General features: G+C 47.2%; 6 protein-coding genes and 2 pseudogenes. 4 read left to right on the plus strand and 4 right to left on the minus strand.

Annotated elements, in window-relative coordinates; genetic code table 11:
* Positions 1-291: 291 nt before the first annotated feature.
* Positions 292-951: a ribose-5-phosphate isomerase RpiA gene (rpiA, locus tag BM329_RS00760; RefSeq protein ID WP_092547430.1), complete on the minus strand. Its 660-nt coding sequence runs from the start codon at positions 949-951 to the stop codon at positions 292-294.
* A 228-nt stretch (positions 952-1,179) separates the two neighbouring features.
* Between rpiA and BM329_RS00765 the strand changes: the two genes are divergently transcribed.
* The gene (locus BM329_RS00765) at positions 1,180-2,085 is read left to right on the plus strand and encodes a LysR family transcriptional regulator ArgP (RefSeq protein WP_092547432.1); all 906 of its coding nucleotides are present in this window, start codon (positions 1,180-1,182) and stop codon (positions 2,083-2,085) included.
* Here the strand turns inward: BM329_RS00765 and BM329_RS00770 are convergent.
* The 3 genes from BM329_RS00770 to BM329_RS00780 all read right to left on the minus strand — a co-directional run bounded on the left by BM329_RS00770 (position 2,082) and on the right by BM329_RS00780 (position 4,301).
* Positions 2,082-2,816 carry an oxidative stress defense protein gene (locus BM329_RS00770; RefSeq protein ID WP_092547434.1) on the minus strand — a complete coding sequence of 245 codons (735 nt, stop codon included), beginning with the start codon at positions 2,814-2,816 and terminating at the stop codon, positions 2,082-2,084. The two genes, BM329_RS00765 and BM329_RS00770, sit on opposite strands and share 4 nt — an antisense overlap.
* A gap of 87 nt (positions 2,817-2,903) precedes the next feature.
* Positions 2,904-3,758 carry a small-conductance mechanosensitive channel MscS gene (gene mscS / locus BM329_RS00775; protein ID WP_092547436.1) on the minus strand — a complete coding sequence of 285 codons (855 nt, stop codon included), beginning with the start codon at positions 3,756-3,758 and terminating at the stop codon, positions 2,904-2,906.
* A 171-nt stretch (positions 3,759-3,929) separates the two neighbouring features.
* Entirely contained in the window at positions 3,930-4,301 is a 372-nt protein-coding gene (locus tag BM329_RS00780) for a YacL family protein (RefSeq protein WP_092547438.1), read from the minus strand.
* Positions 4,302-4,523: 222 nt separating this feature from the next.
* Here BM329_RS00780 and BM329_RS00785 point away from each other — a divergent pair.
* From BM329_RS00785 to BM329_RS00800, 3 genes and pseudogenes are all read left to right on the plus strand, one after another.
* Positions 4,524-4,734, plus strand: a pseudogene (locus BM329_RS00785) (Fe-S cluster assembly protein HesB); the annotation flags it as partial.
* Between the two features lie 281 nt (positions 4,735-5,015).
* Positions 5,016-5,135, plus strand: a pseudogene (locus BM329_RS00795) (transposase); the annotation flags it as partial.
* Positions 5,136-5,765: 630 nt separating this feature from the next.
* Positions 5,766-18,212 carry a non-ribosomal peptide synthetase gene (locus BM329_RS00800; protein WP_092547442.1) on the plus strand — a complete coding sequence of 4,149 codons (12,447 nt, stop codon included), beginning with the start codon at positions 5,766-5,768 and terminating at the stop codon, positions 18,210-18,212.
* Positions 18,213-18,592: the final 380 nt, after the last annotated feature.

An 18,592-nucleotide genomic window follows, 5' to 3' on the forward strand; every position in this document is an offset into this window, starting at 1 on the left:
CTGCCGCTTTATTGGCTGTAACCCGAAATCCATTAGGTATAATTTTCTTAACACCGATAGATTCCACCAAAATAACAAAAAAAACGACAACAGCAAGACAACCGATTGCTTATATCACAGAATACGCAATAGTAAATAAGTTGTTATACAAAGAAAAACAATTCGTTACAGAACAAAAACAGAGTTTTGAGGTTTTTTTAGGCAGGAAATTGATATATATCACCAAATTTTCTTTTTTTGAATAAATACTCAAATATTTTGAGGACAGACTATTCTGCCCTCAATAAATGGTTACTCTGCGAGAATTTTAACGCCGTTCTCAGTTCCTACCAGAACAACATTAGCGCCGCGATTGGCAAAAAGACCAACGGTTACCACACCCGCAATACCATTAATTTGGTTTTCTAACTCAATCGGATCAACGATAGAAAAATTATGGACATCCAGAATGTCATTGCCATTATCCGTCACCACGTTTTCGCGATAGACCGGGGTTCCTCCCAATTTCACCAGTTCACGAGCAGCATGGGCACGTGCCATTGGGATAACTTCAACCGGGAGTGGGAATTTACCCAATACATCTACTTGCTTAGAGGTATCAATAATACAGATAAATTTCTTTGCAACAGCGGCAATGATTTTTTCTCGGGTCAATGCTGCGCCACCACCTTTGATCATTTGCATCTGACCATTAATTTCATCAGCGCCATCAACATAAACATCCAAAGCATCAACATCATTGCAATCAAATACAGGAATGCCGAGACTTTTCAATTTCTCAGTCGATGCTTCTGAACTGGACACCGTACCTTTAATTTTATCTTTGATTGTTCCTAACGCATCAATAAAATGCGCTGCCGTTGAACCCGTACCAACACCTACGATTGTATCTGGTTTGACGTATTCCAATGCCGCCCAGCCCACTGCTTTTTTCAGTTCATCCTGAGTCATATCAATCACAGCCTATAATCAGTTACAAGGAAAAATCTGACGACTAGTATAAACAATATTGCCTCATCCCACGAAAAAATATGGCATAGTGCCACCCAGTCAACATAATGTTATTCAGAATTCAATGGATATTTAAACCAGGATTTCAGATGCAGCGCGACGACAAGGAACAAATCTCAGGGAGCATAGATAGCTGTATGTTTATAAAAATGGAGAGTCTTATTTTCAATGAAACGTCCTGATTACCGATCCCTGCAAGCACTGGATGCAGTGATCCGAGAGCGTGGTTTCGAGCGGGCGGCACAAAAACTTTGTATCACCCAATCTGCGGTATCCCAACGAATCAAACAATTAGAAAATTTATTTGGTCAGCCTCTGTTGGTGCGTACCGTTCCCCCTCTCCCCACAGAGCAAGGGCAAAAACTGCTCGCACTATTACATCAGGTAGAATTGCTGGAGGCACAATGGCTCGGCGATGAAAATGGTAACGACATACCGCTATTACTCTCTCTCGCTGTTAACGCAGACAGTTTAGCTACATGGCTTTTACCGGCTCTTCATCCGGTTTTGTCCGATTTGCCCATACGGTTAAATATTCAGGTGGAAGATGAAACCCGAACTCAAGAGCGCCTGCGGCGCGGAGAAGTCGTTGGGGCAATTAGTATCCAATCCCAACCTCTGCCAAGCTGTCTGGTTGATAAGTTAGGTGCCCTTGATTATCTGTTTGTTGCCTCACCGGCATTTGCAGAACGCTTTTTCCCTAACGGAGTCACTCGTCCAGCATTGCTGAAAGCACCTGCTGTTGCATTTGATCATTTGGATGATATGCACCAAGCATTTTTACAACAGAATTTTGACCTATCACCGGGCAGTGTTCCCTGCCATATCGTGAATTCCTCTGAGGCTTTTGTTCAATTGGCAAAACAAGGCTCAACTTGTTGCATGATCCCTCACTTACAAATCTGCAACGAGCTGAAAGCCGGGGAACTAATTGATTTAACACCTGGCCTATACCAGCGTCGTATGCTTTATTGGCATCGTTTTGCCCCAGAAAGCGGAGTAATGAAAAAAGTTACTGACACCCTGTTAAAACTAGGGCGTCAGATGTTACGTCAAGAAGATGAAATTAATTAACGTTGTAACTCAAAAACGGCATCAATGTGATCTGAGAATTCAATGCTCTGTGGTTCATAAGTTTCATTGACTGAATCTGAAACGGGTGCTGCCATCAGAGCTGCTTGGTATTTCAGGCGGCTCATTGGAGCAGCCACAGCTTCTGGGGCACGGTAATTGATGCTATATACAGGCCCTAGTTTACCATTGAACCCTTTTGCCAGTGCAGTTGCCTGCTGAATAGCACTCTCTATCGCTTTTTGTCTGGCTTCATCACGATAACGTTGTGGGTTATCAACACTGAACTGAACGGAACTAATTTCATTCAGCCCTGCTTTCAAAGCGCCATCCAGCAACGTATTTAACTGATCTAGTTTATGAACTTTGACTTCAACTGAACGTGATGCTCTATAACCTGTAATCGTTGATTTACCGGTTTTTTGTTCATAGTGATATTCTGGTTGAGTGCGCAAATTAGCAGCATCAATATCTTTCTTTTCGATGCCACTATTTCTCAGAAAATCAAAATATTTCGCGACACGTTCATCCACTTTTTTCTTCGCATCTGCCGCGTTTTTCTGAGTCTCACTCACATTGATCATTAACGTGGCCATATCTGGTGTTGCTTTGATTACCGCGTTACCAGAAGTAGAAATATGTGGAACAGATGGCAATTCAGCAGCGGAAGCAGCCATACTAGACGATCCTCCCAGAGCCATCATTGCGGCCAATACCAGTGATTTATATTTCACAAAACCTCCTTCAAATACAGCAAATTTGGTGTGAGCCAAAAGATCCTCACACCAATCTGTTTTTTTAATTTATTCGCCCGTATTCTTCTATAAGGCGGCCTGTTGTTGGTGTAAATAAACATCCATCTGTGGGAATGGAATACCAATATTGTGCTTATCTAAGGTACGCTTAAAGTTTTCCATCAAATCCCAGTACACATTCCAGGCTTCACCATTAGTAGTCCATATACGCACAATAAAATTCAGTGATGAAGGAGCCATTTCATGCAGGCGAATGGTAACACCTCTTTCATGTTGGATCCGTTTATCTTCTTTAATCACATCACCCAACACTCTTTTTACTTCATCAATATCCGCATTATATGCAACTCCTACCATAATTTGGGTACGGCGGTTAGGTTCACGGCTAGTATTGATAATATTATCCGCAATAATCTTACCGTTGGGGATAACAATGATACGATCATCTGCCGTACGTAATGTCGTAGAGAAAATCTGCACTTGTACAACGGTTCCCTCTACAGAAGCGATACTGACATATTCACCTGTACGGAGCGGGCGGAAGATCACCAATAAAACACCTGCGGCAAAATTAGACAGTGACCCCTGTAATGCCAGACCAACAGCCAAACCTGCGGCACCGATTACTGCAATCACAGACGCTGTCTGTATACCCAACTTCCCAAGAACAGCGATGACTGTAAACGCAATGACAGCATAACGAATAATTATAGACAAAAAATCAGAAATAGTGATATCAATACCACGCAAAGACATCACACGTTTGACCGCTTTACTGACAAGCTTGGCAATAAATAAGCCAACGATAAGAATTAAAATGGCAGATACAATATTTACCGTATACTGAATAAGTAAATCCTGATTGCTGGTAAACCAGCCTGCCGCTTTATCAATCTGAGTTGATAGATTGATCTCTTCCATACAAAGCCCACCGTTATTGTTGGAACCTATCTCATTCAGTGCTATTACTGGATATGAACACCACCGATTAACACAGGCTCCTGTTCCAAAAATAGAAAAACCACGATCAAAACACAAAATTAATGGAATATAGATTATGGCAGAAAACTATCATATATTGAACGTTAATACTTATGTTTTATTTTTTTGCAAAACAAACTCTTTATAATCAGTTAACATAGCAACAAAATCGTCTGTACCACAAAACGCTAAGCTCTCGTTATCGTAGTAGCTCATTCCCTCTTCCAGCATTTCCGTATCAAACTGAAGTTGATTGGCCCTAATCATGATTTCATCTTCGCTCATTACTAGCGTATATTCATGACCTGCCAACTGCCACTGACGTTCACTACCTTTAATATATTTCAATGCTGCTATTATTTTATTCAATACGCTAAAATCACCTTTCACTTCCTCATTCAGCCAATAACCAATTGCTTCATGCTCCATTGAAAAAGACGTTGTTACCTGGCCAGTAAGATCCTGTATAAATTTATATTCCATCACGTACCTCCACGATTTTTTTACTTATCTACTTCTATTTCAAAGCCGTAGCTTGAAATCTACTGGGATATGCCAAATCAATAGATTTGGATTTTAAACATTTCTGATAACCCCACTTCAGAGGTAGTCCACAAACTGATACAAAATTGCCACAAAAGCAGACATAAAAAATGTAGTGGTATAAGAATTTCGGACACCTAACAGCCTGCTAATCTGATTAATAGTGAAAGAGCGGCAAAAACAGGTGCACAGCAAATTGTGATTACCGATAGCCAAAAGTAGTTCTCTGGCCAGTTTTAGTGATGTCTGTTTTGTGGTAAAGGAAGCACGAGTTGATGCATTCCGTTCTCAGTCAACGGCTTTGTATTTGGTGCAGTCATTGACTATGGCACTGGCTTATCAGCAAGGAAATGTAGTTGATGATACTTTTTAGCAGCTAATCATATACAGGATCTTAATCGATAACCCTTTATTTAAGATAGAAAAAAGCTTCATTTATGATCTGATAATCGTCGCCAAACTCATATCAAAACCACGGATGAAGCCTATGACAATTATCACTATAAAACACCAGTTAATGCAATTTTTCAGTGACATTTCTTTGAAAAAGATAGCCTTTCGATGTGGATTTATTCAACGCGTGAGAAATATCGAGCCTCATATGTTCATCCTCAGTCTTATCGTCGCGCTGAGTTCAGGGAAAATCACGTCTAACGTTTCTGTCTCTGGCTGACCAACTTATCAATGGAGAAATTTACAGCCCACGACATCATGGATATTTATCGTTGCCGTTGGCAAATTGAGTTGCTGTTCAACGAGTTAAAATCGCACACAATTTTTAAAAATCAGTAAGATAAATTGTGGTTTATCATGCATCTTCAAGTTTATTGCGTATATGATTTATAATTAACGTTTACATTAGTTATATAATTTTATTATTATTAAATTATATTTAATCAGGTTAGTTAATGATTTTTACGTATATGAATATATACTAATCAATATAACCAATAATAAGTAATTTTCTTATGGTGAAATCTGTTCCCTATAGAATTCAGTTAGGCCCATTTTGCAGAGAATTATCAAAGTAAACCTAATATTAATTAATGATCAGGAGGTTGATTTCTCTACGTAACTGTTTGATTTTTAAATTAAATAGTTTACATACAACATTAATTCCATATGGACAAAATACAGCAGGGATATGGAATATCTTCCTCCAGTTCACTGTATTAATTGTTTATTCCATTTTCAGAAAAATAATTATCTAAGAATTGTTAATTATGCGGCTATTAACAGGGCTATTACATCAGCACCCAATAAAAAGTGTTGTCTGAGGATCTTAATTGATACTTGGCACGCCCCCTCTTTCTTTGCAGAAAGAAATAGGGGAAAAGCATTTGTTGTGACTGTTAAGAGTGAAATCTTTCAAATAACTAAGAGATTCGTTGAGGTAATAAGTAGATGAAAGCTAGCATGGCTAAAAAGGAAATTATCTTTGACGCGGGATTAGTACAAATACAGCCAGAAAAGGTCAGTGACGACATATCTGTTCAGAAACTTAATTTGTTGTCAGAAGCTGAACGCACACTGCTGTTGGAAACCTGGAATGCCACTGAGACCGTCTATCCTGATCAGTTAGGTATCCATCAGTTGTTTGAACGACAAGTAGAGAAAACCCCGACAGCGACGGCATTAATAGCAGGGGATAAGACCCTGAGTTATGCGGAATTGAATGCTCGTGCTAATCGACTGACTCATCAACTAATTAAACAAGGGATTGACCCGAATGATCATGTAGCAATCCTGTTAGAACGATCTATTGAGTTAGTGGTGGCTCAATTGGCTATTCTCAAGGCGGGAGCGGTTTATATCCCTATCGACCCCAATGTACCGGACAAGAGAAAAAACTGGCTGATAAGAGATTGTTTAGCCAAATTGTTACTCACCGATACACAAACGGCTATCCCGACTGACTTGGATGTTTCGCTAATTCGTCTTTCTGATGAGGCAGACGTGAGCAAGGAAGAGGAAGGCCTTAATCCTGATTTACTTTGTTCCAATACTGCGCCAGCGTATATCATGTACACCTCCGGCTCAACTGGCACCCCAAAAGGGGTGATCGTGCCTCACCGCGCTGTGGCCCGACTCGTTATTAATAATGGCTATCTTGAAATTGAAACCAATGACCGGGTTGCTTTCGCGGCTAATCCTGCATTCGATGCCAGCACCTTTGAAGTGTGGGCCCCTTTGCTCAATGGCGGGGCACTGGTGGTGATCGACCACACCACTTTGTTGACACCACCGGAATTTATACAGGCATTAGACAATTATCAAATTAATACGCTATGGTTAAGCGCCGGCCTGTTTAACCGGCTGGCGACGGAGTTGCTCCCGGTTATGCCGCAGTTGAAAAACTTAATTATCGGCGGCGATATCCTTGACCCTCATGTGATTACCCAAGTTTTACGCAACAATCCACCTCAGCAGTTATTGAATGGCTATGGGCCGACCGAAGGCACCACCTTTACCACTACGTACCGGATTAAGGCTTTAACTGCAGGAACAACCAGTATTCCGATTGGCCGGCCCATTGCCAACACACGGGTTTACTTACTGGATGAACAGGGCCAGCCAGTGCCATCGGGAATGATTGGCGAGATTTATGTGGGTGGCGACGGGGTGGCCTGCGGTTATCTCAATCGCCCTGAATTGACCGCTGAACGCTTTCTGGCTGATCCATTCAGTGACGTCCCGGGTGCGCGGATGTATCGGACGGGTGATTTAGCCCGCTATCTGCCTGATGGTAATTTGGAGTTTCTGGGGCGCAACGATCAGCAGGTTAAAATCCGTGGTTTCCGTATTGAACCGGGGGAAATTGAAACCCGACTGGCGGAATATCCGGCAGTGCGTGAAGCCGTGGTATTGGCATCAGGCGAAGGACAAGACAAGCAGTTAGTGGCTTATGTACTGGCAGAGCCGGATAACGAATTACCTGCCCACTTGCGTGAACACCTCAGTGCGCGGTTACCTGATTATATGGTGCCGGTGGCTTTTGTACGGTTGGATATATTCCCGCTGACTGCCAATGGCAAACTGGATCGCCGGGCGTTGCCGGCACCGGGTGAAGAGGCCTTTGCCCGTCAGGTTTACGCTGCACCGCAAGGGGAGCGGGAAATTACATTAGCGACTCTCTGGCGTGAATTACTGGGTATTGAGCAGATAAGCCGACATGACAGCTTCTTTGCCCTGGGCGGTCATTCATTGCTCGGCATACGCATGATTGAACAGCTACGTCATTTAGGTCTGACACTGGCTGCCCGCGACCTGTTCCAGTCTCCAATACTGGCGGAGCTGGCCCAAACTCTGGGGCAACATCAGGTTGTGACAGTGCCGCCGAATCTCATTACCGCGGCGACCACGGCACTGACACCGGCGATATTACCGTTGATTGATTTGACTCAACCTGACATTGATCACATCATCAGACAAGTGCCGGGTGGGGCAGCTAATATTCAGGATATCTATGCACTGTCACCGTTGCAGGACGGTATCTTGTTTCACCATGTGCTGAAGAAAGGAGGTGATCCTTACTTGCTGGCTTATCCGATGATCTTTGCTGACCGTGATTTGCTGGATCGCTATTTATTCGCGGTACAACAGGTGGTTGACCGCCATGATATTTTGCGTACCGCTTTTATCTGGCAGGAATTGTCTGTTCCGGCGCAAGTGGTCTGGCATCAGGCTCCATTGTCAGTCACTGAACTCATGTTGAACCCGGCTGACGGGTCGGTGAGTGATCAACTGGCACAACGTTTTGATCCGCGCCAATATCGTCTCGATCTCAGTCAAGCGCCGTTATTACGCTTTGTAATAGCACAGGAAACGGATGGCCGCTGGTATGTACTGCAATTGCAACATCATCTGATTGGTGACCACACCACGCTGGAAGTCATGAACCGCGAAGTTCGGGCTTATCTTGACGGACAGGAAGATGATTTACCGGCACCTGTACCTTTCCGTAATCTGATCACTCAGGCCCACCAAGGGGCGAGTCAGGAAGCGTACACTCGCTTCTTTACCGACATGCTGGCGGAGGTGGATGAACCGACGTTACCGTTTGGGCTGACTGAGGTACATCGAGATGGTTCGCAGGTCATACAAGCGCACCGGAAGCTGCCTCCTGTGCTGAATAACCGTCTGCGTGCGCAGGCGAGACGTCTGGGCGTCAGTCTGGCAACCCTGTGTCATTTAGCTTGGGCACAAGTATTGTCGCATACCAGCGGACAAGAGAAAGTGGTATTCGGCACTGTGCTGTTTGGACGCATGGCGGCGGGGGAAGTTGCTGACAGCGGTATGGGGCTGTTTATCAATACATTACCACTGAGGCTGGATATAGATGGTACCTCGGTACATGATAGCGTCAGGATGGCACATGCCGGATTAGCCGGATTGCTGGATTATGAACATGCCTCACTGGCATTGGCCCAGCGTTGCAGTGGTATACAGAGCGGCACACCGCTTTTTAGTGCCCTGTTGAATTACCGGCATAATGAACAACCAATGACACCGCATGAGAGGATGCCGGGTATTGAATTTCTTGGTGAACAGGAGAGTACTAACTACCCGTTTGTTCTGTCGGTTGAGGATGGTATTGACACATTGGGTCTGACTGCTCAGGTGGTGGAACCGTTTGATTCAGAAAGAATATGCGGTTATATGCAGCAGGCGCTGGAAAGTCTGGCGGATGCCCTTGAACTGGCGCCGGAAACGCCGGTACGGGCACTTAATATTTTGCCTGCATCAGAACGCACGTTATTGCTGGAAACCTGGAGCACGGCTGAAACTCCTTATCCTGAACAACTGTGCATCCATCAGTTAATTGAGCAACAGGCGGAGAAAGCTCCGGATGCCACGGCACTGGTGTTTGAAAATCAGACACTCAGCCACGGACAATTGAATGCCAGTGCTAACCAGCTTGCCCACCAACTGATTGCCTTGGGTGTCGTGCCAGATCAACGGGTGGCGATTTGCATGGCAAGTTCACCCGCGCGGGTAATAGCGGTGTTGGCAGTGCTGAAAGCGGGTGGGGCCTATGTGCCGTTAGATCCGGCTTATCCGGGAGAACGACTGTCACATATCCTGACCGATGCAGCCCCAGAGATATTGCTGGCGGACAGTACCGGACGAGCCGCATTGGGTGAACAGGCACTTGCAAGACTGACAGTATTGGACCCAACTATCTTACCTGATCAGCCAGACCGCAATCCACAGGTTGCTGCCTTGACCTCCCGCCATCTCGCCTACGTGATTTACACGTCTGGATCGACCGGGACACCCAAAGGGGTGATGATTGAACATCGTGGGTTGATCAATCTTATTCAGGATAAAATCACCCGATTCGGCATTCATCCCGCTAGCCGAATGTTGCAGTTTGCTTCATTTGGCTTTGATGCCGGTGTCTGGGAAATCATGATGGCATTAGGCAGCGGAGCCTGTCTGGTTATTCCGGCCGAGACCGTTCGTCAAGACTCGCGTCGCCTTTGGCATTATCTGGAAGAACAATCGGTGACACATGCCTGCCTGACTCCTGCTCTGTTGCGGGATGGGGCTGATTTGCCAGCGATAATGATAAAACCGACATTGATATTGGGTGGTGAAGCCCCCAGCCCTGTGCTAATACGGTCACTAAGTCGTCAGGCAACCCTGTTTAATGCCTATGGCCCGACAGAAATTACGGTCTGTGCGACCAGTTGGCGTTGCCCGTCACACTATACTGATATGCTGGTTCCCATTGGACGCCCAACGGCGAACACCCGCATTTACCTGCTGGATAACTACGGCCAGCCAGTCCCATTAGGGGCGGTGGGAGAATTGTATATTGGTGGGGATGGTGTCGCTCGTGGCTATCTCAATCGTCCGGATCTGACTGACGAGCGCTTTCTGGCTGATCCATTTAGTGATGTGCCTGATGCCCGGATGTACCGGACCGGGGATTTAGTGCGCTACCTGCCGGACGGCAATCTGGTGTTTGTTGGCCGTAACGACCAGCAGATTAAAATCCGTGGTTTCCGCATTGAGCCGGGTGAAATTGAAACCCGGTTGGCAGAACATCCTATGGTGCATGAGACGCGGGTAGTGGCAGTGACTTTGGGGGATGAGCAGGATAAACGTTTGGTTGCCTATATTGTGGCCGAAGCGGATAGCGGATTAGCGGCCATTTTGCACGCCTATTTGAGCGCGATGTTACCTGAATATATGGTGCCGGCCGCTTTTGTGTGCCTGGAGGCCTTCCCGCTGACACCAAACGGTAAATTGGATCATCAGGCATTGCCCGCGCCAGGGGAAGATGCTTTCGCCCGCCAGATTTATGTTGCGCCACAAGGAGAAATGGAAATCGCAATAGCGGCTATCTGGCGTGAATTACTGGGTGTTGAACAGATCGGCCGGTATGATAATTTCTTTTCCTTGGGCGGACATTCTCTGTTAGCGGTACGGATGATGAACCGGATAACCGCTTTCGGTGTCGATCTGCCGTTGGCCACGTTGTTTATGTCTCCGTCACTGGTGGCATTTACCGAAAAGATCTGCGCACAACGTCATGCGAACAGTGATCAATTGCCTGAAATCAGGCCAATATCCCGTGATCGTGTTTTGCCTTTATCGTTTGGTCAACAGCGTTTGTGGTTTCTGGCGCAATTTGAGGAGATCAGTGACACCTATCATATTCCGACAGCCCTGCGCTTACGTGGACGGCTTGACCTTTCTGCCTGGCAACAGGCCCTGAAGCGCCTGTTTGCCCGCCACGAAGCACTGCGTTCCGTTTTTATCACTGTAGATGGTCAGCCTCAGGTTGAATTGTTGCCGGCGGAATTTGGTCTGCCGATGCAAAAATACGATTTGCGTAAAGCCTCTGACGTTGATGAACAGCTTGCGCATTTGTGCGCACAGGAAGCCAAAACACCGTTTGATCTTACCCGTGGGCCTTTAATTCGTTGCGCACTGGTCCGACTGGCCGAAGAGGAGCATTTATTCCTGCTGACTCAGCATCATATCATCTCTGATGGTTGGTCTTTAGGGATACTGGAATCAGAACTGACGGCACTTTATGTTGCTTGTCTGAATCAACAACCTGATCCGCTGCCGCCATTGACTATTCAATATCCTGATTATGCTGTCTGGCAGCGGCAGGTATTCTCTGATGAAGGCGTACAGGCGCAGAGTGATTACTGGCGTCGTACACTGGCAGATGCTCCGGTATTACTTGAATTGCCGCTGGACAGACCGCGACCCTCGCAGCAATCATTTGCCGGCGGTCAGGTAGCCGTACACTTTGATGCCACACTGGTACAGGCCCTGAAACATTTGGGGCAACCGCACGGTACCACACTGTTTATGACGCTGTTGACCGCTTGGGCTACGTTGTTATCGCGCCTGTCTGGTCAGGATGATGTGGTGATTGGTATACCGAGTGCCAACCGCAACCGGCGGGAAATTGAGTCACTGCTTGGTTTCTTTGTCAACACACTGGCGTTGCGTATTGATTTATCCGGTATGCCGGATGTGGTCACATTGCTACAGCGTGTGCGGCAGACGACACTAGGGGCACAGGAACATCAGGACTTGCCTTTTGAGCAAGTGGTAGAAATTGTTCAGCCGCCGCGCAGACCAGAGCATACGCCACTGTTTCAGGTGATGTTTGCCTGGCAAGAAAGTGAAACAAAGGAATGGCAATTACCGGAACTAGCGGTAACCCCCTTTGAGCTGGGATACGACATAGCGAAATTCGACCTGCAACTGGAATTAACGGAGAAGGCGGGCGAAATTGTCGGAGTGCTGAATTATTCTTCTGCCCTGTTCGACCCTGAAACCATCGAAAGGCAGATGGGTTATTTGCAGGCTATATTGCGGGCAATGGTGAACCAGCCTCAACAACCTGTTACGGCCATTGATATTTTGTCGTCCACGGAACGCACATTGTTGTTAAAAACCTGGAATGCCACTGAAACCGTGTATCCTGAATCGTTATGTATTCATCAACTTTTTGAACAGCAAGTGGAAAAAACTCCGCAGGCAACAGCCCTGATCACAAGAGAAAAACACCTGAGCTACAGTGAACTGAATGTATGGGCAAACCGGCTGGCTCGTCAGTTAATCGGGCAAGGTGTTGGCTCCGGCGATCATATTGCGCTGTTGTTTGAGCGCTCCATCAAGCTGGTGGTGGCGCAACTGGCAGTACTTAAAGCTGGTGCAGTTTATGTCCCTCTGGACCCTGATATGCCGGATGGACGGAAAAACTGGCTGATCAATGACTGTGCCGCCAAATTGTTACTTACCGATACACAGACAGCAATTCCGACTGACTTGATTGTCCCGTTGTTGCGTCTTTCCGATGAAAGCGAGGCGGTGAGTGAACAAGCCAGCGGACAAAAAAATAGTATTAACCTTGATTTACCGCGTACCAGCACGGAACTGGCCTATATTATGTACACCTCTGGCTCAACCGGCACTCCGAAAGGCGTTCTGGTACCGCACCGTGCCGTGGCTCGGCTGGTCATCAATAACGGTTACGTAGCCATCGAACCGGATGATCGGGTGGCCTTTACCGCGAATCCGGCTTTTGATGCCAGCACCTTTGACATCTGGGCACCGTTGCTTAATGGGGGCGCGTTGGTCGTGATTGATCGTGCCATGTTATTGACACCGGTGGAACTCATCCGGGCTGTACAAAACCATGGCATTACAGTGATGTGGCTGACTGTCGGGTTGTTTAACAGGTTGTTCACTGAGCTATCTCCGGCTCTGCCGCAGATAAAAACCCTGATTGTCGGGGGTGATGTTCTTGATCCTCATGTTATCAGTCAGGTATTGAATAACAGCCCACCACAACAACTCTTAAATGGCTATGGACCCAGTGAAGGCACCACTTTTACGACAACATACTGTATCAGGGCCTTAGCACAAGGTGCGATAAACATCCCTATTGGCCGACCCATTGCCAATACGCGGGTTTATCTGCTGGACAATCATGGTCAGCCAGTTCCGTTGGGAGCAATCGGTGAGATTTATATTGGGGGTGACGGGGTGGCCTGTGGCTATCTGAACCGCCCTGATTTGACGGCTGAACGTTTTCTGGCGGATTCATTCAGTGATCAACCGAATGCCCGCATGTACCGGACCGGAGATTTGGCCCGTTACCTGCCGGACGGCAATCTGGTCTTTATGGGTCGCAATGACCAACAGGTGAAAATCCGGGGTTTCCGCATTGAACCGGGAGAAATCGAAGCGCGACTGGTTGAACACGCTGAGGTAAGTGAAGCACTGGTCCTGGCATTGGGGGGCGGGCAGGATAAACGTCTGGTGGCTTATATCGTAGCACAAGCAAATGACGGGCTGGCAACCAGACTGCGTGAACACCTGAATGATATTTTGCCTGACTATATGGTGCCGGCAGCTTTTGTGCGTTTGGATGCCTTTCCGCTGACGCCTAACGGCAAGCTGGATCGCCGGTCGCTGCCGGCACCTGATCAGCATGCCTTTGCCCACCAGGTTTACCAAGCGCCGCAAGGGGAAATTGAAATAGCATTAGCGGCTATCTGGCGGGAATTACTGAATGTTGAGCGAATTGGCCGGCATGACAGTTTCTTTGCTTTGGGCGGGCATTCGCTGCTGGCGGTCAAGATGATTGAACGTTTACGGCGTATTGGTTTAGGCCTGTCAGTACAAACGCTGTTCCAGCATCCGACATTAAGTGTATTAGCCCAATCTTTGGCTCAACATTGTGAAATGAGTGTGCCTGACAACGTTATTACCCCGGATGCGGCGGTACTAACGCCAGCCATGTTGCCGCTGATTGATCTCGCTCAATCTGACATTGATTGTATTGTTGAGCAAGTGCCGGGTGGGATCGCCAATATTCAGGATATTTACGCGCTGTCACCGTTACAGGATGGCATTTTATTCCACCATTTGCTGGCCAATGAGGGCGATCCCTATCTGCTGATCATGCAACAGGCTTTTGCTGATCGACATTTACTCGACCGTTATCTGGCTGCGGTTCAACAGGTGGTTGACCGTCATGACATCTTGCGTACTGCTTTTATCTGGCAGGGATTATCTGTGCCGGCACAGGTCGTTTGCCGTCAGGCACCTTTGTTAGTGACGGAATTGACACTCAACCCGGCTGATGGGCTAATCAGTGACCAACTGGCCCGACGTTTCGATCCGCGTCAACATCGTATTGACCTGAATCAGGCACCATTATTACGTTTTGTTGTGGCACAAGAGAGCGATGGCCGTTGGATTGTGTTGCAATTGTTGCATCACCTGATTGGCGACCATACCACGCTGGAGGTGATGAACAACGAAGTTCAGGCTTTTCTCACCGGACGAACAGACAGCTTGCCGGCACCGGTGCCGTTCCGCCATCTCGTGGCACAGGCTCGGCAGGGTGTCAGTCAGGCAGAACATGCCCGTTTCTTTACCGATATGTTGGCTGAGGTAGATGAGCCAACGCTGTCATTTGGATTGTCGGAAGTGCACTATGATGGTTCACAGGTAACTGAATCTCACCGGATGCTGGCAGCGGAACTGAATGATCGCTTGCGTAATCAGGCGCGGCGCTTGGGTGTCAGTGTAGCGGCGCTGTGCCATCTGGCTTGGGCGCAAGTGTTATCGCGTTCCAGTGGGCAGCAGAAGGTAGTATTCGGCACAGTCTTGTTTGGACGCATGACAGCAGGTGAAGGGTCTGATGGTGGCATGGGCTTGTTTATCAATACCTTGCCGTTGCGTTTGGATATCGATCATACCTCGGTGCGGGACAGTGTACGCGCAGCACATGGCCGACTGGCAGGGTTGCTGGAACATGAACACGCGTCACTGGCGCTGGCACAGCGTTGCAGCGGCGTAGCCAGTGGAACGCCTCTTTTTAATGCGCTGTTGAACTACCGGCATAATACGCAGCCGATAACACCAAATGAAATGGTGAGCGGCATCGAATTCCTTGGCGCACAGGAACGGACTAACTATCCGTTTGTGTTGTCGGTAGAGGATGGCGGCACTGATCTGGGGCTAACGGCTCAAGTGGTACAGCCATTTGATCCGGAACGGATATGCGGCTATATGCAGCAAGCGTTAGAAAGTCTGGCAGAAGCACTTGAGCAGGCACCTGATATGTCGGTACAGCAGTTAGAAATTCTGCCGGAAACTGAACGCACATTGTTGTTAAAAACCTGGAATGCCACTGAAACCGTGTATCCTGAATCGTTATGTATTCATCAACTTTTTGAACAGCAAGTGGAAAAAACTCCGCAGGCAACAGCCCTGATCACAAGAGAAAAACACCTGAGCTACAGTGAACTGAATGTATGGGCAAACCGGCTGGCTCGTCAGTTAATCGGGCAAGGTGTTGGCTCCGGCGATCATATTGCGCTGTTGTTTGAGCGCTCCATCAAGCTGGTGGTGGCGCAACTGGCAGTACTTAAAGCTGGTGCAGTTTATGTCCCTCTGGACCCTGATATGCCGGATGGGCGGAAAAACTGGCTGATCAATGACTGTGCCGCCAAATTGTTACTTACCGATACACAGACAGCAATTCCGACTGACTTGATTGTCCCATTGTTACGTCTTTCCGATGAAAGCGAGGCGGTGAGTGAACAAGCCAGCGGACAAAAAAATAGTATTAACCTTGATTTACCGCGTACCAGCACGGAACTGGCCTATATTATGTACACCTCTGGCTCAACCGGCACTCCGAAAGGCGTTCTGGTACCGCACCGTGCCGTGGCTCGGCTGGTCATCAATAACGGTTACGTAGCCATCGAACCGGATGATCGGGTGGCCTTTACCGCGAATCCGGCTTTTGATGCCAGCACCTTTGACATCTGGGCACCGTTGCTTAATGGGGGCGCGTTGGTCGTGATTGATCGTGCCATGTTATTGACACCGGTGGAACTCATCCGGGCTGTACAAAACCATGGCATTACAGTGATGTGGCTGACTGTCGGGTTGTTTAACAGGTTGTTCACTGAGCTATCTCCGGCTCTGCCGCAGATAAAAACCCTGATTGTCGGGGGTGATGTTCTTGATCCTCATGTTATCAGTCAGGTATTGAATAACAGCCCACCACAACAACTCTTAAATGGCTATGGACCCAGTGAAGGCACCACTTTTACGACAACATACTGTATCAGGGCCTTAGCACAAGGTGCGATAAACATCCCTATTGGCCGACCCATTGCCAATACGCGGGTTTATCTGCTGGACAATCATGGTCAGCCAGTTCCGTTGGGAGCAATCGGTGAGATTTATATTGGGGGTGACGGGGTGGCCTGTGGCTATCTGAACCGCCCTGATTTGACGGCTGAACGTTTTCTGGCGGATTCATTCAGTGATCAACCGAATGCCCGCATGTACCGGACCGGAGATTTGGCCCGTTACCTGCCGGACGGTAATCTGGAATTTCTCGGCCGTAATGACCAGCAGGTCAAAATCCGGGGTTTCCGCATTGAACTGGGGGAAATTGAAGCCCGGTTGGCAGAACATCCGGCGGTGCGTGAGGCTGCAGTGCGGGTGTTGGGTGAAGGGCAGGATAAACATCTGGTGGCTTATTATGTAATGGTGCAAGCTAATAATATAGCGGCGTCTGCGGATAACGGATTGGCGACCCAATTACATCGTCATTTGAGAACCTTGTTGCCTGACTACATGATTCCGGCTGCTTTTGTGCAGTTGGATGCCTTTCCGTTGACCCCGAACGGCAAACTGGATCATCGGGCGTTGCCTGTGCCTGAGCAGCACACCTTTGCCCACCAAATCTATGAAGCACCGCAAGGGGAAACGGAAATCGTTATGGCAACTATCTGGCGTGAATTACTGGGCGTTGAGCAGATTAGCCGGCAAGACAACTTCTTTACCTTGGGAGGACACTCTCTGCTTGCCATGCGGATGATCAGTCTGGCCGCAGAGAGAGGGTTGATTTGTTCATTGAATAATCTGTTCCAATTTCCGGTGCTGGCGGAACTGGTGGCAGAGATCACACTAGATCCGCTATCTCAATCACAAAGCAGTGCTGTACCGATACGACCCGATGGCACCGAACCGCCACTATTCTTTATACCTAGCGGCATGGAAGATTATTCCTATGTTTTCGGGCTGGCTCAGCATATTCAGGCGGATTACCCGATTTATGCGCTACCTTGGCCATTAATCAATGAAGCACTGCCGACCATTGAAGCCTTGGCAGTCAGAATGATTACCTTTATGAAAGCGGTGCGACCAGAAGGACCGTACCGGATATACGGCTATTCTTCTGGTGGTGTACTGGCTTACGCCATTGCTCAACAACTCTTGAATGCTGGAGAGACAGTTGACTTTTTAGGCCTGATTGATACACCGGCTCCTCACCATCTCAAGGCACTGGTCATTCAACCTAAACTTCATTTTCTGGCTGATTTGGCAAGGCAGGCAATAGATGAACATCCTCAGGAAATTGCGTCATTATATCAGAAAATGGATGAGCTGAATTTGGTGCAATTTATTGCCGCTGCACAGAAGTTGGCATTATACCCATCTAATTTGCGCCCTGATTTAATTGCAAGACGCTGGGAGCAGATAGGGAACTATGTTGAAATGGTCAAAGATTATAAGCCGAAAGCCCTTGCAATAACCTTGCATCAATTCTATGCCATGGAATCTTATCCGCAGATCCCGTTTGTTACAGATATTGAGCTACAGTCCGTAACAATGAAACCGTCGTTAGGTTGGGAGCAGATAATTCCCGACTCTTCGCTACAATTAACTCCTGTTCCTGGAGATCATTTTAGCCTGATGGAAGATAGCGAAAATAAAACGATTCTGGCTAAGATCTTAAGTACGGCATTGGCAATGAATTGCGAAGTGGAGGCGCTGTAATATCGGTGATATTGCGGGATGAAAAGCAATAATTAAAGATAGAATTATCTGGTTAAAGATTCTTATAACAGCCGGATAATTTCGCAGAATATAGGCACCGGATGTTAATGACTCCGGTGCCTTATTTTTGTGGTGGACGTTTCTTTCTCAACGTTTCAACGGTTGATACAAGACTGAGTAACTGGATACGGTAAAGTCAATGGTCATCGGGCTGAACTGGGGGAAATTGAAAATACGCTGATGGCAATCGAAGGTATACGCCAGTGTGCGTTGGTCAAAGCCAGTGTGTTGTGCTTTAATAAATTCGGACACTTTGGTAAAGGAATAGAATGACTTTAATTAAGGTCTCTTTATGAAACGAAATCACCCCAAAAATTTAC

The organism is Xenorhabdus koppenhoeferi (assembly GCF_900116635.1).
Taxonomy (GTDB): Bacteria; Pseudomonadota; Gammaproteobacteria; order Enterobacterales; family Enterobacteriaceae; genus Xenorhabdus; species Xenorhabdus koppenhoeferi.